The sequence below is a fragment of the Variovorax sp. VRV01 genome, from assembly GCF_014852545.1.
Taxonomy (GTDB): Bacteria; Pseudomonadota; Gammaproteobacteria; order Burkholderiales; family Burkholderiaceae_C; genus Variovorax; species Variovorax beijingensis_A.
Genome location: NZ_JACVBS010000013.1, coordinates 127,040 through 150,638, shown reverse-complemented (window position 1 = coordinate 150,638; position 23,599 = coordinate 127,040). Strand labels below are relative to the sequence as shown.

At 69.2% G+C, this 23,599-nt stretch carries 23 protein-coding genes; 17 read left to right on the top strand and 6 right to left on the bottom strand.

The genetic code is table 11. The features are described from left to right. The first annotated feature begins 60 nt into the window (after positions 1 to 60). The gene (gene gorA, locus IB278_RS22640; protein ID WP_145739533.1) at positions 61 to 1,419 is read left to right on the top strand and encodes a glutathione-disulfide reductase; all 1,359 of its coding nucleotides are present in this window, start codon (positions 61 to 63) and stop codon (positions 1,417 to 1,419) included. Here gorA and IB278_RS22635 read toward each other — a convergent pair. Together IB278_RS22635 and IB278_RS22630 are read right to left on the bottom strand one after the other, a co-directional pair. Continuing rightward, on the bottom strand, positions 1,416 to 2,312 hold the full coding sequence (locus IB278_RS22635; protein WP_145739531.1) for a ketopantoate reductase family protein: 897 nt from the start codon (positions 2,310 to 2,312) through the stop codon (positions 1,416 to 1,418). The genes gorA and IB278_RS22635 overlap by 4 nt on opposite strands. Before the next feature lie 59 nt (positions 2,313 to 2,371). Next, the gene (locus IB278_RS22630; RefSeq protein WP_145739529.1) at positions 2,372 to 3,280 is read right to left on the bottom strand and encodes a LysR substrate-binding domain-containing protein; all 909 of its coding nucleotides are present in this window, start codon (positions 3,278 to 3,280) and stop codon (positions 2,372 to 2,374) included. A gap of 187 nt (positions 3,281 to 3,467) precedes the next feature. On the opposite strand from IB278_RS22630, the gene IB278_RS22625 reads away from it, so the two are divergent. The 7 genes from IB278_RS22625 (at position 3,468) to IB278_RS22595 (ending at position 10,381) form a co-directional block, all read left to right on the top strand. Next, the gene (locus IB278_RS22625; RefSeq protein WP_145739527.1) at positions 3,468 to 4,235 is read left to right on the top strand and encodes an ABC transporter permease; all 768 of its coding nucleotides are present in this window, start codon (positions 3,468 to 3,470) and stop codon (positions 4,233 to 4,235) included. Then, positions 4,232 to 5,260 carry an ABC transporter ATP-binding protein gene (locus IB278_RS22620; RefSeq protein ID WP_192325501.1) on the top strand — a complete coding sequence of 343 codons (1,029 nt, stop codon included), beginning with the start codon at positions 4,232 to 4,234 and terminating at the stop codon, positions 5,258 to 5,260. The genes IB278_RS22625 and IB278_RS22620 overlap by 4 nt, the downstream gene beginning before the upstream one ends. 28 nt (positions 5,261 to 5,288) lie before the next feature. After that, complete coding sequence (locus tag IB278_RS22615; protein ID WP_145739524.1) at positions 5,289 to 6,377, top strand: extracellular solute-binding protein; 1,089 nt, start codon at positions 5,289 to 5,291, stop codon at positions 6,375 to 6,377. A gap of 6 nt (positions 6,378 to 6,383) precedes the next feature. Then, positions 6,384 to 7,205, top strand: a complete 822-nt coding sequence (locus IB278_RS22610; protein ID WP_145739522.1) for an ABC transporter permease — start codon at positions 6,384 to 6,386, stop codon at positions 7,203 to 7,205. Beyond that, positions 7,156 to 7,704, top strand: a complete 549-nt coding sequence (locus IB278_RS22605; protein ID WP_145739519.1) for a TIGR00725 family protein — start codon at positions 7,156 to 7,158, stop codon at positions 7,702 to 7,704. The genes IB278_RS22610 and IB278_RS22605 overlap by 50 nt, the downstream gene beginning before the upstream one ends. Positions 7,705 to 7,753: 49 nt before the next feature. Next, positions 7,754 to 9,271 (top strand): AMP nucleosidase, encoded by a 1,518-nt coding sequence (locus tag IB278_RS22600; RefSeq protein ID WP_145739517.1) that lies wholly within the window; start codon positions 7,754 to 7,756, stop codon positions 9,269 to 9,271. 99 nt (positions 9,272 to 9,370) lie between these two features. Then, a complete protein-coding gene (locus IB278_RS22595; RefSeq protein WP_370878959.1) occupies positions 9,371 to 10,381 on the top strand; it encodes a Bug family tripartite tricarboxylate transporter substrate binding protein in 1,011 nt (336 codons plus the stop codon). Between the two features lie 9 nt (positions 10,382 to 10,390). Here IB278_RS22595 and IB278_RS22590 read toward each other — a convergent pair whose 3' ends face one another. After that, the gene (locus tag IB278_RS22590; protein WP_145739515.1) at positions 10,391 to 11,086 is read right to left on the bottom strand and encodes an ArsR/SmtB family transcription factor; all 696 of its coding nucleotides are present in this window, start codon (positions 11,084 to 11,086) and stop codon (positions 10,391 to 10,393) included. An 83-nt stretch (positions 11,087 to 11,169) separates the two neighbouring features. Between IB278_RS22590 and IB278_RS22585 the strand changes: the two genes are divergently transcribed. Then, positions 11,170 to 12,342 (top strand): cytochrome P450, encoded by a 1,173-nt coding sequence (locus IB278_RS22585; RefSeq protein ID WP_192325499.1) that lies wholly within the window; start codon positions 11,170 to 11,172, stop codon positions 12,340 to 12,342. 18 nt (positions 12,343 to 12,360) lie between these two features. Here IB278_RS22585 and IB278_RS22580 read toward each other — a convergent pair whose 3' ends face one another. After that, complete coding sequence (locus IB278_RS22580; RefSeq protein WP_192325497.1) at positions 12,361 to 13,332, bottom strand: pyridoxamine 5'-phosphate oxidase family protein; 972 nt, start codon at positions 13,330 to 13,332, stop codon at positions 12,361 to 12,363. Then, positions 13,329 to 13,988, bottom strand: coding sequence for a glutathione S-transferase family protein (locus IB278_RS22575; protein WP_192325495.1), 660 nt, complete (start codon positions 13,986 to 13,988; stop codon positions 13,329 to 13,331). The genes IB278_RS22580 and IB278_RS22575 overlap by 4 nt, the downstream gene beginning before the upstream one ends. A gap of 122 nt (positions 13,989 to 14,110) precedes the next feature. Between IB278_RS22575 and IB278_RS22570 the strand changes: the two genes are divergently transcribed. The 7 genes from IB278_RS22570 to IB278_RS22540 all read left to right on the top strand — a co-directional run bounded on the left by IB278_RS22570 (position 14,111) and on the right by IB278_RS22540 (position 20,893). After that, complete coding sequence (locus IB278_RS22570; RefSeq protein ID WP_192325493.1) at positions 14,111 to 15,001, top strand: LysR family transcriptional regulator; 891 nt, start codon at positions 14,111 to 14,113, stop codon at positions 14,999 to 15,001. Between the two features lie 57 nt (positions 15,002 to 15,058). Beyond that, positions 15,059 to 16,036, top strand: a complete 978-nt coding sequence (locus IB278_RS22565) for an ATP-binding cassette domain-containing protein (protein WP_186454112.1) — start codon at positions 15,059 to 15,061, stop codon at positions 16,034 to 16,036. Positions 16,037 to 16,045: 9 nt separating this feature from the next. Next, positions 16,046 to 16,888 (top strand): ABC transporter permease, encoded by an 843-nt coding sequence (locus IB278_RS22560; RefSeq protein ID WP_145739503.1) that lies wholly within the window; start codon positions 16,046 to 16,048, stop codon positions 16,886 to 16,888. A 663-nt stretch (positions 16,889 to 17,551) separates the two neighbouring features. Further along, positions 17,552 to 18,010: a MarR family winged helix-turn-helix transcriptional regulator gene (locus IB278_RS22555; RefSeq protein ID WP_145739501.1), complete on the top strand. Its 459-nt coding sequence runs from the start codon at positions 17,552 to 17,554 to the stop codon at positions 18,008 to 18,010. A gap of 82 nt (positions 18,011 to 18,092) precedes the next feature. Next, positions 18,093 to 18,518 (top strand): organic hydroperoxide resistance protein, encoded by a 426-nt coding sequence (locus IB278_RS22550; RefSeq protein WP_145739499.1) that lies wholly within the window; start codon positions 18,093 to 18,095, stop codon positions 18,516 to 18,518. Between the two features lie 188 nt (positions 18,519 to 18,706). Then, positions 18,707 to 19,825 (top strand): DUF2855 family protein, encoded by a 1,119-nt coding sequence (locus IB278_RS22545; RefSeq protein ID WP_186454101.1) that lies wholly within the window; start codon positions 18,707 to 18,709, stop codon positions 19,823 to 19,825. Between the two features lie 33 nt (positions 19,826 to 19,858). Then, positions 19,859 to 20,893 carry a serine/threonine protein kinase gene (locus IB278_RS22540; protein ID WP_145739495.1) on the top strand — a complete coding sequence of 345 codons (1,035 nt, stop codon included), beginning with the start codon at positions 19,859 to 19,861 and terminating at the stop codon, positions 20,891 to 20,893. Here the strand turns inward: IB278_RS22540 and IB278_RS22535 are convergent. Further along, on the bottom strand, positions 20,890 to 21,786 hold the full coding sequence (locus IB278_RS22535; RefSeq protein ID WP_145739493.1) for a LysR family transcriptional regulator: 897 nt from the start codon (positions 21,784 to 21,786) through the stop codon (positions 20,890 to 20,892). The two genes, IB278_RS22540 and IB278_RS22535, sit on opposite strands and share 4 nt — an antisense overlap. A gap of 90 nt (positions 21,787 to 21,876) precedes the next feature. On the opposite strand from IB278_RS22535, the gene IB278_RS22530 reads away from it, so the two are divergent. Beyond that, positions 21,877 to 23,586 (top strand): acyl-CoA dehydrogenase family protein, encoded by a 1,710-nt coding sequence (locus IB278_RS22530; protein ID WP_192325491.1) that lies wholly within the window; start codon positions 21,877 to 21,879, stop codon positions 23,584 to 23,586. Positions 23,587 to 23,599 lie beyond the last annotated feature (13 nt).

Below are 23,599 nucleotides of genomic sequence, written 5' to 3'. Positions count from 1 at the left end.
CCCCGCCGCAAGCGGCGCTCTTGGCCGGCGGCTACAGTCGCCGCCAAGGAGCGTCTTTCCATGCGCACATTCGACTTCGATCTTTTCGTCATCGGCGGCGGCAGCGGCGGCGTTCGCGCAGCCCGCATGGCGGCCCAGCAAGGCGCACGCGTGGCCTTGGCCGAGGCGGCCGAACTCGGCGGCACCTGCGTCAACGTGGGCTGCATTCCGAAGAAGCTCTACAGCTACGCGGCCGGCTATGCCGAATCCTTCGAGGAAGCCGCGGGCTATGGCTGGCAACTGCCGCAGGCGCCGCAATTCGACTGGGCGCACCTCAAGGACCAGCGCGCAAAAGAAATCAAGCGGCTCAACGGCGTGTATGCCTCGCTGTTGAAGAATTCCGGCGTCGTGCTGGTCACGGGCTGGGCGCAGCTGCTCGACGGCCACACGGTCGAGGTCGACGGCAAGCGCCACACCGCGCGCCATCTGCTGGTGGCCACCGGCGGCACGCCCTACGTGCCCGACATCCCGGGCCGCGAGCACATCGCCACCTCCGACGCGATGTTCGACCTCGACCCGTTTCCCAAGCGCCTGCTGGTGGTGGGCGGCGGCTACATCGCCTGCGAGTTCGCATCGATCTTCAACGGCCTGGGCGCCCAGGTGACGCAGCTGCATCGCCGCGCACACCTGCTCACCGGCTTCGACGACGACGTGCGGCAGTTCCTGGCCAACGAGATGGGCAAGGCGGGCGTCGAGGTGCGGCTGAACTGCGAGGCCACCTCGATCACGCGCGGGGCGCACGGGCTCACGGTCACGCTCGCGCGCGGCCAGCAGATCGAAGCCGACACGGTGCTGTTTGCGACCGGCCGCGTGCCCAACACCCAGGGATTGGGCCTCGAAGCGGCGGGCGTCAAGCTCGACGAGCGCGGCGCCATCGCGGTCGATGCGCACTACCGCAGCTCGGTGCCGTCGATCCATGCGGTGGGCGATGTGTCCACGCGCGTGCAGCTCACGCCGGTGGCGCTGGCCGAGGCGATGGTGGTGGTCGATGAACTGTTCGGCAAGGGCCGGCGCCGGCTCGACTACGAGTTCATTCCGACGGCCGTGTTCACGCACCCCAACATCGGCACCTGCGGCTACACCGAGCTCGACGCGCGCGCGAAGTTCGGCGACGTGGCGGTGTTCTCGAGCGAGTTCAAGTCGCTGCGCCACACGCTGTCGGGCCGCACCGAGCGCACCTTCATGAAGCTGGTGGTCGACAAGGCCAGCGACCGCGTGGTCGGCCTGCACATGGTGGGCGCCGATGCGGGTGAGGTGGTGCAGGGCTTTGCCGTGGCGATGCGCGCGGGCGCGACCAAGGCGCTGTTCGACAGCACCATCGGCATCCACCCGACGGCGGCCGAAGAGTTCGTGACGATGCGCGAGCCCATGCCGGGCTAGCGCTGCTTGTTTTCGAGCAGCTTCACCATCACGAACAGCACGCGGTTGGCGGGCGTGGGCACGCCCAGCGCCTCGCCGCGGCGCACGACGAAGCCGTTGAGGTGGTCGATTTCGCTGGGCTTGCCGCGTGCGAGGTCCTGCGCGGTCGATGAATACTGCGAGGGCATCGACTGCGCAATGCCGCGGATGGCCGCATCGGTATCGCCCGGGATTTCGACGCCGTCGGCCTTGGCCACGGCCAGGCATTCGGCGACCACGTCGCGGATCACCTCGGCCACGCCCGTGCCCTTCACGAGTTCGCCGTAGGGCAGCTGCGACACGGCCGACAGCGCGTTGTAGGCGCAGTTCAGCACCAGCTTGGCCCAGAGCGAGCCGCGCACGTTGCCGGAAATCTGCGTGGGCACGCCGGCGGTCACCAGCTGCTGCGCAACCTGTTCGCTGCGGCGCGAAGGCGCAATCACCAGCTCGCCGCGGCCGTGGTGCTTCACGTGGCCGGGGCCGGCCATCTCGGTGGCCACATAGACCACGGCGGCGGCCACCTCGCTGGACGGCAGCACCGCGCGCACCCGCTCGTCGTTGTCGACGCCGTTCTGCAGCGTGAGCACCAGCGCATCGGGCGAGAGATGCGGCTTGATCTGCGCCGCGGCCGCTTCGGTGTCGGTGGACTTCACGCAGAACAGCACAAGCTGGGCGCCCTGCACCGCGCTGGGCTCGGTACTGGCGCCGAGCGGCACCTGCTCGTCGAAGGCCTTCGTCTCCAGCCGCAGCCCGTTCGCACGAACCGCCTCCACGTGCGAAGGCCGGCCGATCAGCACCACCTCGTGGCCCGCGCGCGCCAGCATGGCACCGTAGTAGCAGCCGACTGCGCCGGCGCCCATGACTGCGACTTTCATCGTTTCGCTTCCTTGGTTGTCTGACTGTTCGAGTACAGAGATTAGCGAAGCCTGCTGCCTCATGCCTGCGTGCCGCGCGATTTCACGCCCTCCTCCATCAGCCATTCCCGAAACGCCACGAAGGCCGGCAGGTCGAGCCGGTCCGGCCGATAGCAGAGGTAGTGCCCCTGGTCCACGCGCACCGGCATGCCGCAGGGGCTCAGCAGCGATCCCTCTGACAGCTCCTCCTGCACCAGCAGCTTCGGCACCAGCCCGATGCCCAGGCCGCTGAGGGCCGCCTGGATCAGCGCCGAATACTGCGCGAAGCGCGGCCCGGCCACGGTCTGCACCTCGGGCACGCCGTGCTGCGAGGCCCACTGGCGCCAGGCGGTGGGCGCGCCCTCATGGTGCAGCAGCGTGTGGGCGACGACGTCGGCCGGCTGCGCGATGCGGTGGCGCTGCTCGACCAGCGCGCGCGCCGCGATCAGCACGAATTCCCTGCCCGCGATGTATTCGGACACCACGCCGGGCCAGCCGTCGGGGCCGTAGCGAATGGCGGCATCGACGCCGGCCGGGATGCCGTCGCTGGGCTCCAGGTGGCGGCTGAAGCTCAGCATCACATGGCGGCTCTTCTGGCTGAAGGCCGGCAGGCGCGGGATGAGCCACTTGGTGAGGAAGGTGGGCACGCTCGCGAGCGTTAGCAGACCGGCGCCGGCATCGCCCGAGCGCGCCTCGAAGGTCGCGGTCTCGATGGCGCGCAGCCCGCCCGAGATCTTCTGCCAGTACACCCGCCCCTGCGGCGTGAGCTGCACGCCGCGGCCGTTCTTCTGCAGCAGCTCGCGGCCCAGGAAGGCCTCGAGCCCCGCGATCTGCTTGCTGACCGCGCTCACCGTGATGCACAGGGCGCCGGCCGCGAGCGTGATGCTCTGGTGGCGCGCCACGGCGTCGAAGGCCAGCAGTTCCTGGATGGTGGGGCAGTCGCGCTTCATGCATGGCTCCGGTTGATGAAAGCTCCGTGAAAAACACTTTCCGATTGCTCAAGCGTCGTCATCCAGCTTTCACCCATAAGTACGCATGTGCTTCCTAGAATTCGCTGGAGCGCGGCAACTGGCCGTGCGCAAAAAGTAGCGCACCCGGAAAGTATGCCGGCTGCACAAGACATCGGGAGACATCCACTTGGTTCGCGGCATCTCGCTCATCTACGGCCTGTACCTGCTGCTGCCGATCGCCCTGCTGCTGGTCGGCAGCTTCGGCGGCAACTGGACCAACACGCTGCTGCCCACGGGCATCACCGGGCAGTGGTACCTCGACCTCTGGCTCGACAGCTCGTTCCGCAAGGCCTTCGTGAGCAGCCTGGTGGTGGCCATGTCGGCCTGCGCGATCAACACCGTGCTGGCGCTGCCGCTGGCCTATGCGCTGTACCACGGCGCTGGGCGCGGCAGCAGCCTGGCGGCGCGCATCGTGAGCGCCATGCCGATCGCGGTGCCCGCCATCACGCTGGCCTTCGGCTACATGATCGTGTTCAACACCGACCTCGCGCCATGGCTGGGTTCGATGCCGCTCTTGATCGCGGCGCACGCGATCCTCACGCTGCCCTACCTCACCAACACGCTGCTGGCCGACCTGCGCCACCTGGACCTGGGCCGGCTGGAGCAGGCGGCCGCGACGCTCGGCGCCTCGGGCTGGCAGCAGTTCACCGGCATCGTGCTGCCCAGCCTGCGGCAGAGCCTGATCAGCGGGCTGGTGATGGTGGCCGCCATTTCGGTGGGCGAGTTCGGCGTGTCGAACCTGCTCACGAGCTTCCAGAACCGCACCTACCCGGTGGTGCTGCTGCAGGCCTTCTACGGCGCGACGGGTTTCGCCTGTGCGGCCACGGTGATCCTGCTGGTGCTGGCGAGCGCGTCGGCCCTTCTTTCTTCCTCCCTTGTGAAGCAGCGCGCATGAGCCTCCTCCTCGACAACGTTAGCTACAACTACCCGGGCAGCACGCACGGCCTGCACGAGGTGTCGCTCGATGTGCGCACCGGCGAGCTGGTGGCGGTGATCGGGCCGAGCGGCTCGGGCAAGTCGACCCTGCTCAAGCTGGTGTCGGGCCTGGAAACCGGCCACACCGGCCGCATCGCGCTCGACGGCGAAGACATGTCGCGCACGCCGGTGCACCAGCGCCACATCGGCATGGTGTTCCAGAGCTATGCGCTGTTCCCGCATTTGAGCGTGCTCGACAACGTGGCCTACGGGCTCAAGCTGCGCAAGGTGGCTGCGGTCGAGCGCCGCAAGCGCGCGCAGGAGCTGCTCGACGTGGTGGGACTGGGCGAATACGCGCAGCGCGCCGTCGCGCAGCTCTCGGGCGGCCAGCAGCAGCGCGTGGCCCTGGCGCGCGCGCTCGCCATCGACCCGCGCGCGCTGCTGCTCGACGAGCCGCTCTCGGCCCTCGACGCCAGCGTGCGCGGCCACCTGCGCGACCAGATCCGCTCGATCCAGCAGCGCTTCGACGCCACCACGCTGCTGGTCACGCACGACCAGGAAGAGGCGCTCGTGATGGCCGACCGCGTGGCCATGCTCAAGGACGGCCGGCTGCTGCAGATCGCGACGCCGCGCGAGATCTACGAGAACCCCGCGAGCCGCGCGGTGGCGGAGTTCGTCGGGCTCTCGACGATCCTGCCCGCGAAGGTCGGCGCGCCGGACCGGCTGGACCTCGGCTTTGCCGAGCTCGCCGCACCCACGGGCAGCCGCACGGCCGGCAGCGCGGTGCATGTGCTGGTGCGGCCCGAGCACATCCAGGCCGATCCGCCGGCCGGCAGCATCAACCGCCTCGCGGGCCGCACCGGCGCGCAGCGCTACCTGGGCGCGCTCACGCGCTACGACTTCGAGGTGGCGGGTGCGGGCAAGCCCTTCCTCGCCGAATCGGCGACGCCCGCCGCCGAAGCGATTGCCATCGCGCCCGAACACCTTCGCCTGCTCGACCACTGACCTTTTTTCCCCTCCAAGGAGCCACCCCATGCAACGCAGACATCTGATCCAGGCCGCCGGCGCACTGCCCGCACTGTCATTGGCCTCCCTCGCGGCCCGCACCGCCTTCGCCTTCGACGGCCCGGAGCTCTACGCTGGCGAGAAGGCGCTGTACGCCGAGGCGCAGAAGGAAGGCCTGTGCGTCTCCTTCGACACCGGCCCCGAGTGGGCCAACTGGAAATCGCTGTTCCGCGACTTCAAGAAGCGCTACCCCGAGATCGAGCTGACCTACAACGACATCGGCTCCGCCGCCACCGTGGTCGCACTCGAAAAGACCAAGCGCCGCCCGCAGGCCGACACCGCCTACTACTTCGCGGCCTCCGCCGTCGACGCCGCGAAGAAGGACGTGGTCGCGCCCTTCAAGCCCGTGAACTTCGACAAGCTGCCGCCGGTGTTCCGCGAGGCCGAGGGCCGCTGGTTCACCATCCACACGCTCAACATCGCCTTCCTGGTCAACAAGAAGCTGGTGAAGAGCGTGCCCACCGGCTGGGCCGACCTGCTCAAGCCCGAGTTCAAGAGCACGGTGGTCTACCTCGACCCGCGCTCCACCGGCATCGGCCAGGTGCTGACCTTTGCCGCGGCCTATGCCAACGGCGGCAGCGTCGACAACGTACAGCCCGGCACGGACTACCTGGGCAAGCTGCATGCGGCCGGCAACGTGCTGCGCGTGGAAGGCACGACGCCGTACGCCAAGTTCCTCAAGGGCGAGATCCCGGTCTGGATCAGCTACGAGAACGATGGCCTCAAGGCCAAGCACGTCGACGGCATGGGCGACGCGGTGGAGGTCGTGATCCCGAAGGAAGCGAGCGTGGCCGCGCCCTATGCGATCAGCCTCGTGAAGAACGGCCCCAACCCCAATGCCGGCAAGCTGTGGCTCAACTTCATCATGAGCGAGGCCGGCCAGTCGCTGTTCGCGCAGGGCTTCGTGCGGCCTGCCGTGCCGGGCACGCCGCTCTCCGCCGATGTCGCGGCCAAGATGCCGGCCGCGCCGCAGATCCGTCCGCTCGACGTGGTGAAGGCCTCGGAACGCAAGGCCGAAGTCGACAAGCTCTGGGCGCAGGCCGCACTGGGCAAGTAGGCCGCCATGCGACGCTTTGGCGCCTGGCCGGCCTGGGCCTTCATGGCGCTGTTCTTCGCGGTGCCGCTGGCGGCGCTGCTGCCCGAGGCCTTCGGCGACGGCGGCAGTGCCTTCGGGCGGCTGTTCGGCAACCCGCTGTTCCTGGGCGCGCTGCGCAACACGCTGGGCCTGGGCCTCGCGGCGGGCGCGATCTCGGCGCTGGTGGGCACCTGCATCGCGATCGAACTCGCGCGCCAGCCCGAGGGCCGGCGCCAGTGGATGATGACCCTGCTGGGCTTGCCGCTGGCCTTCTCGGGCCTCGTGATCGCCTACGGCTTCATCCTGGCCTTCGGGCGCGCGGGCTTCGTGACGCAGCTGCTGGCCGGCCTGGGTGCGGACCCGGCCGCGCTCGGCAGCTGGATCTACAGCGTGTCGGGCCTGGGTTTTGCGTATGCGTACTACCTGATCCCGCGCGTGGCGCTGTCGCTGTACCCGGTGTTCGCCAACCTCGACCTGCGCCCGGCGCAGGCGGCGCGCACGCTGGGCGCCTCGCGGGCGCGGGCCTTCCGGGATACGGTGCTGCCCGAGGTGATGCCCTCGGTGCTGTCGAACGCCTGCATGGTGGCCGCGATCGCCATGGGCACCTATGGCACGGCGTTGGCGCTGGTGGGCACGCAGCTCAACATCCTGCCGCTGATGCTGTTCGCGCAGGTGGGCGACGGCGGTTCGGATTTTGCGGTGGCAGCGGCCTTGTCGCTGGTGCTGATGGTGGTGTGTGTGATCGTGATGGGAGTGGGCGATGTCCTTACGCGAAGGCGCGAGCGCGGTGCGGCCGGCGCCGGTCATTGAGGCGCTGGCGCGCCTGGCGCAGAAGCAACAGGGACCGGCGCGCCACCGCCAGCCGGTGGCCATCCTCGGCCCCGGCGACGGCGGCCCGGCCGAATGCGAGGCGGCCTACGCCGTGGCGCATGCGCTGGCCGGTGCTGGCATGGCGGTGGTCTGCGGCGGACGCGGCGGCGTGATGGCCGCGGCCTCGCGCGGCGCCGCCGAGGCCGGCGGCATTGCCGTGGGCATCCTGCCCGAGGACGACGACCGCAATGCCAACGAATGGCTCAGCGTGGCCATTCCCACCGGCATGGGCGAGATGCGCAACGGCATCATCGCGCGCAGCGGCGTGTGCCTGGTCGCCATCGGCGGCAACATGGGCACGCTGTCGGAAATGGCGATGGGGCTCAAGTGGGGCAAGCCGGTGTTCGTGATGCATGGCGACGTCGAACTGCCGGGCGCGGTGCAGGCTGCGGATGTGGACGACATGCTCGCCAAGGTGCTGGCCTGTCTTCTCGCCTGAGCCGGTTGCGGGGGCAGCAGCCGGCACGGCCGCATTGCACAATGCCGTCATGCCCTACATGCCCACTTTCGTCGCCCCCGCCCGCTTCAACGACGCCGCCGCCGCGCTCGAACAGGTCAAGTCCATCTACCAGGGCGGCCTGGCGCATCTGCGCGAATCGATGCTGCGCTTCGTGGCCGGGGAGGCGCTGCCGGGCCGGGTGCGGGCCTGCTACCCCTTCGTGCGGGTGCACACGCATACCGTCTCGCGCCACACGCCGCCGGCCAACGCGGGGCTGAGCTACGGCTTCGTCGCCGGGCCCGGCCGCTACGAGACCACGCTGACGCGGCCCGACCTGTTCTCGCGCTACTACCTCGACCAGTTCCGCCTGCTGCTGGAAAACCACCAGGTCGAGATCGAGGTGGGCACCAGCACGCAGCCGATTCCCATCCACTTCTCCTTTGCCGAGAACGACCACATCGAAGGCACGATGAGCGAGGAGCGGCGCGCGCTGATGCGCGACGTGTTCGACCTGCCCGACCTGGGCGTGATGGACGACGGCATCGCCAACGGCACCTACGAGGCGCTGGCGGGCGAGGCGCAGCCGCTGTCGCTCTTCACGGCCGCGCGCGTGGACTACTCGCTGCACCGGCTGCGGCACTACACCGGCACCGCGCCCGAGTGGTTCCAGAACTTCGTGCTGTTCACCAACTACCAGTTTTACATCGACGAGTTCGTGCGCCTGGGCCACGAGGCCATGGCCGATGAGAAGAGCGAGTACGTCGCCTTCATCGAGCCCGGCAACGTGGTCACGCGCCGGCGCGGGCTGGCCGCCGGCGCCAGCACCAGCTATGGCGGCCTGCTCGACGGCAGCCAGGGCACGGCGCCGCCGCGCCTGCCGCAGATGCCGGCCTACCACCTGGTGCGCGAGGACTGCAGCGGCATCAGCATGGTGAACATCGGCGTCGGCCCGGCCAATGCCAAGACCATCACCGACCACATCGCCGTGCTGCGCCCGCATGCCTGGATGATGCTGGGCCACTGCGCGGGCCTGCGCAACGCGCAGCAGCTCGGCGACTACGTGCTGGCGCATGCCTACGTGCGCGAGGACCACGTGCTCGACGAGGAGCTGCCGCTGTGGGTGCCGATCCCGGCACTCTCGGAAATCCAGCTCGCGCTGGAAAAGGCGGTGGCCGACGTCACGCGCTACACCGGCCCCGACCTGAAGAAGATCATGCGCACCGGCACGGTGGCGAGCACCGACAACCGCAACTGGGAGCTGCTGCCGGGCAACCAGCCGCAGCGCCGCTTCAGCCAGAGCCGGGCCGTGGCGCTCGACATGGAAAGCGCCACCATCGCGGCCAACGGCTTCCGCTTTCGCGTGCCCTACGGCACCTTGCTGTGCGTGAGCGACAAGCCGCTGCATGGCGAGATCAAGCTGCCGGGCATGGCCAACCACTTCTACCGCGAGCGCGTGGAGCAGCACCTGCGCATCGGCATGCGGGCCATCGACATCCTTCGCGAGCAGGGTTCGACCCGGCTGCACAGCCGCAAGCTGCGGAGCTTCGCGGAGGTCGCTTTTCAGTAATAGTTGGCACTTCCTAGGGTTTACACCTACTACCAGATGTAGGCGGGCGACGCATTTCGCGGACATCATCTGGAAACATTGTTCACAACTGGAAACAAAATGCCTCGCTCGTCGCCCGAGAAGCTTTCTCGCCGCAACTTCAATGCATGGATGGCGGGCGCGGCCGCCGCTGCGGGCGCGGGGCATGCCGTCCTGTGGCCCCGTTCGGCCGGAGCGGCGGAGCCGCAACTTGTTTCCAGGCTGCGCATCGTCATTCCGGCCAACGAAGGCGGCGGCTGGGACCAGACCGGCCGCGCGCTCGGCGCGGCGCTGCTGGCCTCGGGCGCGGCAGGCGAGGTGGTCTATGAGAACATCGGCGGCAAAGGCGGCACCATCGGTCTCGCAAAGTACGTCGAGAAATACGACGCCGACCCCGACACGCTGCTGATGAGCGGCATGGTCATGGTCGGTGCGGTGGCACTGCAGAAACCGGCCGTCACCATGGCCCAGGTCGCGCCGGTCGCGCGCCTCACCAGCGACTACGAAGTGGTGGCCGTGAAGGCCGACTCCCCCATCAAGACACCGAAAGACCTGATCGCCCAGCTGCGTGCCGATGCGGCCAAGGCCGTCATCGCGGGCGGTTCGGCCGGTGGCGTGGACCACATGTACGCCGGCATGCTGGCCCGCGTGGCCGGCAACACCGCGGGCCTGGTCTACCAGCCGTACCCCGGCGGCGCGCAGGTGGTGGAAGCGCTGGTCACCGGCAAGGCCGTGGCCGGCATCTCCGGCTTCAGCGAATTCAGCGCGGGCCTGTCCAACGGCACGCTGCGCGCCATCGGCGTGTCGTCGAAGCGGCCGTTCCTGGGCATTCCGTCGGTGCGCGAGCAGGGCGTGGACGCTGACCTGGCCAACTGGCGCGGCGTGCTCACCGGCAAGAAGGTGACCGAGCAACGCCGGGCCGTGTTGCTCGAGGCCGTGCACCGCGCCACCAACGCCGATGTCTGGCAGAAGACCATCAAGCGCAACAACTGGGATGCGTACTGGATGGCAGGCAAGGATTTCGAGAGCTTCCTCGAACTCGACCTGGCGATGGCCGGGCCGATGATCTACCTGCTCAAACTCAAGGCCTGACGGCGCTCTTCAGGCAAAGAGCTCGGGCATCTCGCGCTGCGCCCTGGGCGTGAGCGCCAGCGCGCGGCCGTCGAGTTCCTGGCGTACCCAGCCACGGCGCAGCGACAGCTGGAGCCAGGCCGCGCCGAGCGCGCCGCCCAGGTGCGGGCGGCGCTCGCTCCAGTCGAGGCAGGCGCAGGCAAAGCGCCGGCGCGAGCGGCGCACCGCATCCACCTCGACCCCCAGGCTCTCCAGCGCGATCGCGCCCTCGGGCGTGAGTTCGTACGCGCCGCTGTGCAGGCCGCTGAGCCAGCCCTGCGCATGCAGCCGGTCGTGCAGCGCGACGCCCGCCGTGCCGGCCATGTGGTCGTAGCAGGTGCGCGCGGCGCGCAGGCGGCTCGGCGTGCTGGGCTTGAACTGCTCGGCGCGCGGCGCGCCGGCCACCACCATCAGGCTTTCGAGGGCGGCCGCCACGTTGTCGCCGGCCAGCCGGAAGTAGCGGTGCTTGCCCTGCACCAGCAGCTCGACCAGCCGCTCTTCCTTGAGGCGCGCGAGGTGCGCGCTGGCGGTGGAGGCGGCCACCTCGGCGACGGTGGCCAGCTCGGTCGCGGTGCGCGCGTGGCCGTCCATCAGGCAGCTGAGCATGCGGGCGCGCGCGGGTTCGGCGATGGCGCCTGCAAGGCGGGCCAGCTGGAGATCCACGGTGGAGGATGAGTGCGTGTCCATGCGCCGATCGTAAGACCCGCCCGCAATCGACACTTCGTTCACGGGCGAAGTGTGGCCGCGGTGCCGGCTGCACACTGGACGCCATGAACACCAGCCCCACTTCCCTCGCCGGCCGGCCTGCCGATCCGGTCGCGGCCGTCACGCATGCCGATCCCTATCCCTTCTATGCCGAACTGCGCGCGGGGCCGCCGCTCGCGTGGAACGAGACGCTGCGCCTGTGGGTCACGAGCCGCGCGGAGGTCGTCGAATCGCTGCTGCTCGCGCACGGCGCGCTGCGCGTGCGGCCGGCGGCCGAGCCGGTGCCGCGCGCCATCGTGGGCAGCGCGGCGGGCGAAGTGTTCGGCCATCTCGTGCGCATGAACGACGGCACGGCGCACCAGGCCCATCGGCCTGCGCTGCAGCGTGCGCTGGCGGGGCTGGACCTCGGAGCCGTTCGCGCAGCGGCATTGCGGGTCGCGCACGGCGTGCCGGTGCAGCCCTTGTCGGACGCGCTGTTCTCCATGCCGGTGCGGGCCGTCGCGCACCTGCTGGGCTTTGGCGATGAAGCGCTGCCGCGGGTGGACCGGTGGATGCGCGATTTCGTCGCCTGCCTGTCGCCGCTGTCGACAGCAGAGCAGCTGCAAGGCGCCAGCGCCGCCGCGGGCGAGCTCATGGCGCGCTTCGAAGCGCTGGCCGCCGGCGCAGCGCCGCGCGATGGAACACTGCTCTCGGCCGTGCTCGCCGAAGGCGAAGCCAGCGCGCCGCTCCCGCGCTCACTGCTCGCGAACCTCGTCGGCCTGCTCTCGCAGACCTGCGATGCGACGGCCGGCCTGCTGGGCAACAGCCTGATCGCGGTGATGCGCGAACCATCGCTGCCGCAGGCAGCGCAGACCCAGGGCGGGCTGCAGGCCATCGTGGAAGAGACGGCGCGGCACGACCCCTCGGTGCACAACACGCGGCGCTTCGTGGCCGAGACCGTCACCATCGCGGACACGCCGCTGGCAGCGGGCGACACGGTGCTGCTGGTGCTGGCCGCGGCGAACCGCGATCCCGCGCTCAACCCCGAGCCCGAGCGCTTCAGCCTCGTGCGCGCGCGGCGCCGCATGCTCGGCTTCGGCCACGGCGTGCACGCCTGCCCGGGCCAGGCGCTGGCCTGCACGCTGGCCGCCGCGGGGCTGGAGGCGGTGCTGCATCGCAGGCCTGACCTCGCGGCACTGCGCGAACGCGGCTGGCACTACCGGCCTTCGGTCGCCGCGCGCATTCCGGTCTTTCATTGACGGGAATGCGAAGGCCGTTCAGGCGCGCGCGGAAGCCCAGCGTCCGGTGCCTTCCAGATGGGGCGACAGCGCCGCATCGCCCCAGCGCAGCGGCAGGGCCGCGGGCCGGCGCAAGGCGTGCTCGACGTGCAGCCGCAGCAGCCGCTCGGCACCTTCGAACTCGGCGATCTCGGGGCCGTTGAGCACCAGCTCCGCGGTGGCCGCCACATGCAGCAGATCGCCGCTGTCGTAGTCGATGAACAGCAGGCCCGCGCGCGGATGGGCCGCCAGGTTGCCCAGCGTGTTGAAGAAGCGGTTGCCGTTGAAGTCGGGCACCGTGAGCACGCCACCGTCGTCGACGCGAACGAAGCCGGGCCGGCCGCCGCGGTGCGACACGTCGACGCCGTGCGAACGTGCATCGGCTTCGTCGCCGGCAGCCGCCTCGTCCGGGTAGGCCGTGGCGATGAACAGCGTGTCGGCGCTGCCGATGAGACGCTGCGCGTCGAGATCGAGCGTGTCGAGCCGCTGCACGGGCGCGCTGCCGTCGCGCGCGGGCACCAGTTCCGGCTCGCGCGCCTGGATGTAGCGCGGGCAGTTGCCGAAGCTCTGCTGCACCGCGACCATGAAGCCGCGAGCATCGAGCGCCTCGACCGTGCCGTTCATGCGGTTGCGCCGCCGCGTGTGCGGCTCGATGCCCAGCAGGCCGAGCGCGGCGCCCTGGGCGAGCTGCCCGGCCAGCGGATCGCCAGTTGCCGGCAGCGCGTCGACGCGCAGGTGCGTGGCACCGGGCGAATACGCGAAGCCCGCGGGCGCCGCAAGCACGCTGGCCCAGGGCTGCAGATCGGCATCGAGGCTGCCGACCACGAGGAACGGCAGCTGCGCGAAGAATTCGCGGTGCTGGTCGGGCATGTAGTCGCGGATCACGCGCGGCCCCATGGCCTCCATGCGCTCGCGCCAGCCCGTCTGCAGTTGCAGTGCGCGCTCGCCGGCGTGGAAGGGCGCGGCGATCATGATTCCGCCGCCGCCAGCCCGACCGGCGTGCGCACCATCGGCACGAAGCCGGGCAGGGCCTCCACGCGCGCGAGCCAGGCACGCACCTGCGGGTAGGCATCGAGCGCCACGCGGCCTTCAGGCGCATGCGCCACGTAGGCGTAGTTCGCGATGTCGGCCAGCGTGGCCGCAGACCCGGCCAGGAAGGGCTGCTGCCCGAGGTGGATCTCCATCACCGCGAGCAGCGCATGCGAACGCGTGACGGTCTCCGTGGGATCGGCGGCCCGGCCGAACAGCGCCATGACGCGCGCGGCGGCTGGCCCGTAGGCCAGCGGCCCCGCGGCCACCGAGAACCAGCGCTGCACGCGCGCCGCGCCCACCGGGTCGCGCGGCATCCAGCGCGCCGGGTCGGCCGAATAGCGCTCGTTGAGGTAGACCAGGATCGCGTTGGAATCGGCCAGCGTCGTTTCGCCATCCTCGATCACCGGCACCTGGCCGAAAGGGTTGCGCGCCAGGAACTCGGGCGTGCGGTTGTCGCGCTTCTTCAGGTCGAGCTCGATGACCTCGAAGGGCAGGCCGAGCATCGAGAGGAACAGCCGCACCCGGTGCACGTGGCCCGAGATGGCGCTGCCATAGAGCTTGATGGGTTGGGCGGGAGGGGAGGCGATGGCGTTCATGGTGGTTCTCTGCAATGTGGAGTGGGCGTGATCGGGATTCTTCTCTCTTGCGCTGAATGAAGGAATAGCCATTCCTGCATTTGACTGCTGCGTCAATCGGTTTAATCCTGTTTAATCGCGCCATGGATCGTTTCAAGGCCATGCAGACCTTCGTGCAGATTGCCGACCAGGGCAGCCTGACCCGCGCCGCCGAGGCGCTCGGCAGCTCGCTGCCCGCGGTGGTGCGCGCGCTCGCCGCGCTCGAGGCGCACCTGGGCGTGCGCCTGTTCCACCGCACCACGCGCCGCCTCTCGCTCACCGAGGAAGGCCGCCACTACCTGCCGAGCGCGCGCGAGGTGCTGCTGGCGGCCGATGCCGCCGACCTCGCGCTCAAGGCCGAGGCGCGGGAGCCCGCGGGCCAGCTCACCATCACTGCGCCGGTGCTCTTCGGCCACATGTACGTGGCGCCCGCCATCACGCGCTTCATGCAGCGCCACGACAAGGTGCGCTGCAGCGTGCTGCTGCACGACCGCACGGTGAACCTGCTGGAGGAAGGCATCGACGTGGGCATCCGGATCAGCCCGCTGGCGGATTCGTCGCTCGTGGCGCAGACGCTCGGCACCATCCGGCGCGTAGTGGCGGCGAGCCCCGAGTACCTCGCGCGCCACGGCACGCCACGCCATCCGCGCGATCTCCATGGCGCCCCCTGCGTGCGCGGCCGCATCGACGCGCCGCCGCAGTGGATGTTCCACGACCGCGGCAAGACCGTCAGCGTGACGCCGAGCTGCCGCCTCGAGTTCAACCACCTCGCCCCGGCCATCGAGGCCTGCGCCGCGGGCATGGGCTTCGGCACCTTCTTCTCCTACCAGGTGCTGCCGCATGTGGCGCAGGGCCGGCTGCAGCTGGTGCTCGAGGATTTTGAGCCGCCGCCGCGGCCGGTGAGCGTGATCTATCCGAACGCGCGGCTGCTGCCGGCCCGCACGCGGGCCTTCATCGACTGGATGAAGACAGAGTTCAACGGCCTGCGGATGTGACGCCCCGGTTGCCGGATACGGTTCCGAACCTGCGCTGCTTGTCCATCGGTTGAAGCGATTGCGGCAGCGTTCGCGAGCCTGGGCCAGAATGGCCGCGTGCCATCCTCCTCTTCCACCCCCCTCTTTCACGCCAGCCATCTGCTCAAGCGCTATGGCGGCACCACGGTCGTGGACGACCTGTCGTTCGAGATCGCGCCCGGAGAATGTCTTGGCGTGATCGGCCCGAACGGCGCCGGCAAGACCACCACGATCCGCATGTGCCTGGGCCTGACCGCGCCCGACGGCGGCGAGATCTCCGCGCTGGGCCTGCAGATGCCGCGCGATGCGCTGGCCATCAAGGCGCAGCTCGGCGTGGTCTCGCAGTTCGACACGCTCGACCCCGACTTCAGCTGCGCCGAGAACCTCGTGGTGTATGGCCGCTACTTCGGCTTCAGCAAGGCGCAGGTGCGCGAGCGCGTGCCGCAGCTGCTGGAGTTTGCGGCGCTCTCGCACAAGGCCGATGCAAAGCCGGGCGAGCTCTCGGGCGGCATGCGCCGGCGCCTCTCGCTGGCGCGTGCACTGGTGAACGACCCGAAGCTGCTGATGCTCGACGAACCCACCACGGGACTCGACCCGCAGGCCCGCCACCTGATGTGGGAGCGCCTGCAGGTGCTGCTGCAGCAGGGCAAGTCGATTCTGCTGACCACGCATTTCATGGACGAGGCCGAGCGCCTGTGCTCGCGCCTGCTGGTGCTCGACCACGGCCGCAAGATCGCCGAGGGCCGCCCGCGCGATCTGATCGCCGAGCACCTGGAACCCGACGTGGTCGAGGTGTATGGCAACGGCGCGCTCTCGCTGGCCGAGTCGCCGGAACTGAAGGCGATGGCGGCGCGCGTGGAAGTGAGCGGCGAGACGGTGTTCTTCTACACGCAGGACGCGCGCCGGCTGCTCGATGCGCTCACGCGGCACGGCCGCCTGCGCACCTTCCACCGGCCCGCGAACCTCGAAGACCTTTTTCTCAAGCTCACGGGCCGGCAGATCCGCGAGGACGGCTAGGGTGAAATCATGAACACGACGACTGCAAGTTCTTCTGCTGCCGCGGCACCGCCGCCGGCCCGTTCCGTGTGGCGCGCGCCCGAGATCTCGTTGCGCTGGTGGCCCGTGTTCCTGCGCAACCTGCTGGTGTGGCGAAAGCTCGCGATACCGAGCCTGATCGGCAACATCGCCGAGCCGCTGATCTGGCTCGTGGCCTTCGGTTACGGCATGGGCGCGCTGGTGGGACAGGTGGCGGTGGACGGCGTGAAGGTGCCCTACATCCTGTTCCTCGCGAGCGGCTCGATCTGCATGAGCGCGATGAATGCCGCGAGCTTCGAGGCGCTGTACTCGGCGTTCTCCCGCATGCAGGTGCAGAAGACCTGGGACGGCATCATGAATGCGCCCGTCGGGCTGGACGACATCGTGCTGGCCGAGATGCTGTGGGCGGCGTTCAAGTCGATCTTCACCGTGACCGCGATCCTGTTCGTGATGCTCGGGCTGGGCATCAGCCACAGCCCCAAGCTGATCGTCGCTTGGATGGTGCTGATCGGCGCGGGCATCACCTTCTCCTCGATCGCACTGATCTTCAATGCGCTTGCCAAGAGCTACGACTTCTTCACCTATTACTTCACGCTGTTCATGACGCCGATGATGTTCTTGAGCGGCGTGTTCTTTCCTTTGGAACAACTGCCTTCCGCCGTGAGGGCCGTGGCGGCATGGCTGCCGCTGACCAATGCGGTGGCGCTGGTGCGGCCGCTGTTCATGGACCAGTGGCCTGGCGACTGGTGGCTGCATGCGGGGGTGCTGGCGGTGTATGCGGTTGCGGCTTTCTGGGTGGCGCTGGCGTTGACTCGGAAGAGGTTTGGGGGGTAGGTGGTTTTTTTGGGTTTCGGGGCCGGGTCTCGCCCCGGCGGGCGACTCACTTTCTTTGCTTCGCCAAAGAAAGTAAGCAAAGAAAGGCGACCCCTACTGTCTGCGTCCCTCCGCTTCGCTGCGGGCAACCTGCGGTGCTCGATTCCGGCGGGGGTCCGCAGAACTCGCTTCGCTCAAACAGCTGCGGCCCTGATCCCGCCTCCATCTGCGCTCCTCGGCGCATACAGAAGGGGTGGGAGCGGGTGGCCTTCGCTTCGCTCGGCCCCAATACCAACAGCCCAACTCAATACCAACAGCCCAACCACCGCGGGCGCTGCGCGCCTGCGGTGGCTTGGTGGCCGAGCGCAGCAATGGCCCGTTCGGTTTGCCCTCCCCTCTGGCTGCGCCGAGGAGCGCAGGGTTTCGCGGATCAGGGCTCTCAGCTGTTTGAGCGAAGCGAGTTCTGCGAGACCCCGCGAAACCCGAGCACCGCAGGTTGCCCCGTAGCGCAGCGAAGGGGTCGCAGACAGTGGGGTCGCCTTTTCTTTGCTTACTTTCTTTTGGCGAAGCAAAAGAAAGTGAGGCCGCCGCCGGGCGGAATCCCGGCCCCGGAAAGCCAACACCCAAAATGAGCCCAAAACAATTACATTGCACACAATTAAATTGCTCGCTACAATTCCAGCCATGCGCAGCAGCCCCACACAAGCCACAGACGAAATGCTCAAGCTGGACAACCAGCTCTGCTTCGCCGTCTATTCCGCCTCGTTGGCCATGACCCGCCTCTACAAGCCGGTGCTGGAAAAGCTGCAGCTCACCTATCCCCAATACCTGGTCATGCTCGCCCTCTGGGAACATGACGGGCCGATGGTCTCCGAGCTCGGCGAGCGCCTCTCGCTGGATTCCGGCACGCTCACCCCGCTGCTCAAGCGGCTCGAAGCCACCGGCTACGTGGCCAGGGTGCGCGACGCGGCCGACGAACGCCGCGTGCACATCACGCTCACCGCTGCGGGCCGCAGGCTCAAGGCCCGCGCCGCGAACGTGCCCGAATGCCTGATGGCCGCCGCCCAGTGCTCGGTGCCCGAACTGATTTCGCTCACCCAGCAGATTCAGTCGCTGCGCGACCGCATCAAGAAGGCGGCCTGACAGGCACACCGGTTTTCTCCCCGCTTCGATCGAAAGAGAGAGAAGCTTTTTTCACCCTCCCTCCATCATCAAAGGAATCACCATGACCACCAAGCTCGACAAGGTTCTCTACACCGCTGAAGCCCACACCGTCGGCGGCCGCGACGGCGCAGGCAAGTCCAGCGACGGCGCCATCGACGTCAAGCTCAGCTCGCCCGGTTCGGGCAAGCCCGGCACCAACCCCGAGCAGCTCTTCGCGGTCGGCTATGCCGCCTGCTTCATCGGCGCAATGAAGGCCGTCGGCCCGAAGATCGGCGTCAAAGTGCCTGAAGACGTGGCCATCGACTCCAGCGTTTCGCTTGGCCCCACGAACGGCGGCGCCGCCTACGGCATCGCCGTGAAGCTGGCGATCACGCTGCCCGGCCTCGACGCCGACCAGAAGCAGAAGCTGGTCGACACGGCCCACCAGGTCTGCCCGTACTCGAACGCCACGCGCGGCAACATCGACGTCGAGCTCTCGATCGCCTGATTCCGCGCCCTGCGCAACAACAAAAAAGCGTCCCGGCCACAAGCCGGGGCGCTTTTTTCATGGCCGAGCTTGTCTCACGGGTGACGCGGAAAAGGGAAGCGCGATAGCGCCTTTCATCGAGCTTGGCTAATGTGGCTGCAGCACGCGCCATCCCCGCAACCCACACCACCACCATGGAGATCGACACCATGAGCAGCACCACCAGCCTCCTGATCCGCAAGGGCGAACTCGCCACCACGCGGCTGCACACCGCCGCCGACCAGCCGCTCGCAGACGGCCAGGTGCGCGTGCGCATCGACAGCTTTGCGCTCACCTCCAACAACATCACCTACGCCGCCTTCGGCGATGCGATGAGCTACTGGCAGTTCTTCCCGTCCACGGAAGAAGGCTGGGGCAGCATCCCGGTATGGGGCTTCGCCAGCGTGGTGCAGTCGCTGCACCCGGGCGTGGCGGTGGGCGAGCGGCTCTACGGCTACTGGCCGATGTCGTCGGGCGCCGTGCTGAGCCCCGACCGCCTCTCGCCCGGGCGCTTCACCGATGCCGCCCCACACCGCGCCGAGCTGCCCGCGGTCTACAACCAGTACTTCCGCTGCAACGCCGACCCGCTCTACACCTCGGACACCGAAGACGTGCAGGCGCTGCTGCGCCCGCTGTTCATCACCTCGTGGCTGATCGACGACTTCATGGCCGACAACGATTTCTTCGGCGCCAACACCCTGCTGCTGTCGAGCGCATCGAGCAAGACGGCCTATGGCACCGCCTTCCAGCTGCACCAGCGCGAAGGCATCGAGGTGATCGGCCTGACCTCGCCCGCCAACGCGGCCTTCTGCGAGAGCCTGGGCTGCTACCACCGCGTGGTCACCTACGACGCGCTCGAGGGCATCGCGGCCGGCACGCCCTGCGTCTATGTGGACTTCGCGGGCAACGCCGGCCTGCGCAACGCGATCCACGCGCGCTTCTCCAACCTCAGGTACAGCTGCTCGATCGGCGGCACGCACGTCGAGCAGCTCGCGGCCAAGGGCGCGGGCAAGGACCTGGCAGGCCCGCGCGCCACGCTGTTCTTCGCGCCGGCGCAGATCAAGAAGCGCACCGCCGAGTGGGGCGCCGACGAATTCGGCCGGCGCATGGTGGCCGCCTGGCACCACTTCCTGGCCACGGTGACCGACGCGAAGAAGCCCTGGCTGCGCGCCGAGCACCACCACGGCGGCGAAGCGGTGCAGGCCGCCTATGCGCAGGTGCTGGCCGGCAAGGGCGACCCGCGCACCGGCCATATCCTTTCGCTTTACAAACAACCGGGCGGCCTCTGACATTCCGGGGGCCGGGGTAGCGACAATCGCTGCATGACCCTTTCCCCCGCAGCGCCCGCGAACACCCATCCTTACGAGAGCCTCACACCCGACGTGGTGCTCGACGCCCTCGCAACGCTCGGCCTGCACGGCGACGGCCGGCTCACGGGTCTGAACTCCTATGAAAACCGGGTCTATCAGGTCTACCTGGAAGACCGCAGTGCGGTGGTGGTCAAGTTCTACCGCCCCGAGCGCTGGAGCGAGGCCGAGATCCTCGAGGAGCACGGCTTCTCGCTCGAGCTGGCGGCGGCCGAAGTGCCGGCCGTGGCGCCGCTGGCTTTCGACGGCGCCACGCTGCACCGCCACGGCGGCTTTGCCTTCAGCGTGAGCCCCTACCGAGGCGGCCGCGCGCCGGAGCTGGACGATTTCGAAGTGCTCGAATGGGTCGGCCGCTTTCTCGCGCGCATCCACACGGTGGGCAGCGCCAGGCCTTTCGAGGCCCGGCCCGCGCTCGACCTGCAGACCTTCGGCATCGCCTCGCGCGACTGGCTGCTGGCCCACGACAAGGTGCCGCTCGACGTGCAGCGCGACTGGGAAAAGGCCTGCAACGAAGCGCTGGACATGATTGCCGCCACCGCGCTGGCGGTGAACGCCCCGGCCTCCGACTTCCAGCCGCGCAAGCTGCGCCTGCATGGCGACGTGCATCCCGGCAACATCCTGTGGACGCCGACCGACCGGCCCGGCGGCGGCCCGCACTTCGTCGACCTGGACGATGCGCGCACCGGCTTCGCGGTGCAGGACCTCTGGATGCTGCTGTCGGGCGAGCGCGCGCAGCGCACCGCGCAGCTCTCGGGCCTGCTCGACGGCTACGAGCAGTTCCGCGAATTCGACCGCCGCGAACTCGCGCTGATCGAGCCGCTGCGCACCCTGCGGCTCATCCACTACAGCGCCTGGCTCGCGCGGCGCTGGGAAGACCCGATCTTCCCGATCAACTTTCCGTGGTTCGGCTCCAGCGACTACTGGAAGGGCCAGATCCTCGTGCTGCAGGAGCAGTGCGAGCAGATGGCCGAAGAGCCGCTCTACGCTTAGGGCGCCGCTTCGGCCGCGAGGCTTTCTGCCACGCCCTGCAACAGCCGCTCGGCCAGCACGTTCGGCGGCCCGCTGCGCCACACGCCGTAGGCCTCCGATTGCGCCACCGCGCGGTCGAGCGGCCGGAACACCGCCCCGCGCAGAGCCGAATGCCGCATGGCCTGCGGCACCAGCGCGACGCCCATGCCCTGCGACACCAGCGAGACCACCGCGAGCCAGTGGCGCACCTCGTGCCGCACCTCGGGCAGGAAGCCGGCGTCGGCGCAGATCGACAGGATGCGCTCGTGGTAGTCGGGCGAGGCCTCGCGCGAGAACAGCACGAAGGGCTGGCTGCGCAGGTCGGCCGGCGCGAGCACGCGCTTGCGCGCCAGCGCGTGGCCTGCGGGCAGGCAGCACACGAAGGGCTCGGACAGCAGCAGGCGGTGCTGCAGCTCGGGCGGCATGCGGCTGGTGTGCACGAAGCCCAGGTCGAGACGGTCGTGCAGCAGCTCGGCGATCTGCACGCCGGAATTGATTTCGGCGAGCGTGACGCGCACCGCCGGGTGCCTGGCCTGGAACGCGCGCAGCGCCTGCGGCAGGCCGCGGTAGAGCATCGCACCGACGAAGCCGATGCGCAGCCTTCCCGCCGAGCCCGCGGCCACGTCGCGCGCCTCCAGCGCCGCCTCTTCCGCCTGCAGCAGCAGCCGCCGCGCCGAGATGCGCAGCGCCTCGCCCGCATGCGTGAGCCGCACCTCCTTGCTGTTGCGCTCGAACAGCCGCGCCCCCACCGACTCCTCGAGCTGGCGGATGGCCACCGACAGCGGCGGCTGCGAGATCGACAGGCGCCGCGCGGCGCGCCCGAAATGCAGCTCCTCGGCCAGCACGGAAAAGTAGCGCAGGTGTCGCAGTTCCATGGATAGGTAAATCGAATCGAACAAGACCTAATCGATATTAGACACGGATCGTCGGGGCCCCAACAATGCGGCGAACCAGGAGACAAACGCATGGCCCAGAACGACGCCACCGCCGCGCACGCCCACCCGATCCCCGACCGCCACGGCCAGAACCTGTTCACGGCCGACACCGAGCTGCACAGGCTGCTCGCGCTCTACCTGCCCGCCGATCTGCTGGCCCACATGCAGCCGCATTTCGAGCGGCTGGGCGGCCTCGCGGGCGGCCTGCTCGACGACCTGGCCGGCACCGCCGACCGCAACCCGCCCACGCTGAAGCAGCGCACCCGCACCGGCCTGGACGAGCAGAAGGTCATCAAGCATCCGGCCTACGTGGAGATGGAGCGCCTCGCGCTCAGCGAACTCGGCCTGGCCGCGATGTCGCACCGCGAGGAGACGCTGGGCTGGAAGGGCCGGATGCCGCCGCTCGTCAAGTACGTGCTGACCTATCTCTTCGTGCAGGCCGAGTTCGGCCTGTGCTGCCCGGTGTCGATGACCGACTCGCTCACGCGCACGCTCAAGAAGTTCGGCCGCCCCGAGTTGGTCGCGCGCTTCCTGCCGCGGCTCACGTCGCTGGACTTCGACGAGCTTGCGCAGGGCGCGATGTTCATGACCGAGCAGGCCGCGGGCTCCGACATCGCGGCCACTGCGACGATGGCGCGGCAAGAGACTGATGGCAGCTGGCGCATCACCGGCGACAAGTGGTTCTGCTCCAACCCCGATGCCGACTTCGCGATGGTGCTCGCGCGCGCCGAGAACGGCCTGCCCGGCATGAAAGGCGTGTCGCTGTTCCTGCTGCCGCGCCGGCTCGAAGACGGCAGCCTCAACCACTACCGCATCATCCGGCTGAAGGACAAGCTGGGCACGCGCTCGATGGCCAGCGGCGAGATCCGGCTAGAAGGCGCGATTGCGTACCTGGTGGGCGAGGAAGGCCGCGGCTTCGTGCAGATGGCCGACATGGTCAACAACTCGCGCCTGTCGAACGGCGTGCGCGCCGCCGGCCTCATGCGCCGTGCGGTGGCCGAGGCCGAATACATCGCCGCCGAGCGCCGCGCCTTCGGCCGCACGCTCGACCAGATGCCGCTGATGCAGCGCCAGCTCGACAAGCTGCGCCTGCCGGCCGAACAGGCGCGCACCATGGTGTGCCAGACCGCGCTGGCGCTCGCGCGCTCCGATGCCGGCGAGCCCGATGCCTACGCGCTGCTGCGCATCCTCACGCCGCTCATCAAGTTCCGCGCCTGCCGCGATGCGCGCAAGGTGACGGGCGATGCGATGGAAGTGCGCGGCGGCTGCGGCTACATCGAGGAATGGAGCGATCCGCGGCTCGTGCGCGATGCGCACCTGGGCTCGATCTGGGAAGGCACCAGCAACATCGTGGCGCTGGACGTGATCCGCGCCGTGAAGCGCGAGGGCTCGCTGCCGGTGCTGCGCGCGCACTGCGAGAAGCTGCTCGCCGATGCGGAACTGGCACCGGCTTTTGCGGCGGCGCTGCGCGATGCGCTGGCGCGCGCCGCCGCGCTGGCCGAGACGGCCGCCCGCGAAAGTGGCGACGTGCTGGCGCGGCAGGCCGCCTCGGCGCTCTACCACTGTACGAGCAGCATCGCGATGGCCTGGGAGGCGGCACGCAGTGGCTCGGCCGCGCGCCTGCGCTGGGCCCAGCTGGTGCTGCTGCACCGCGTGCTGCCGCGCGACCCGCTTGCGCCCGACGCGATGCCCGCGGACTGGAACCTCACCGCGATGCGCGCCGCCAACGCCGTCGCCTGATTCACGACACAAA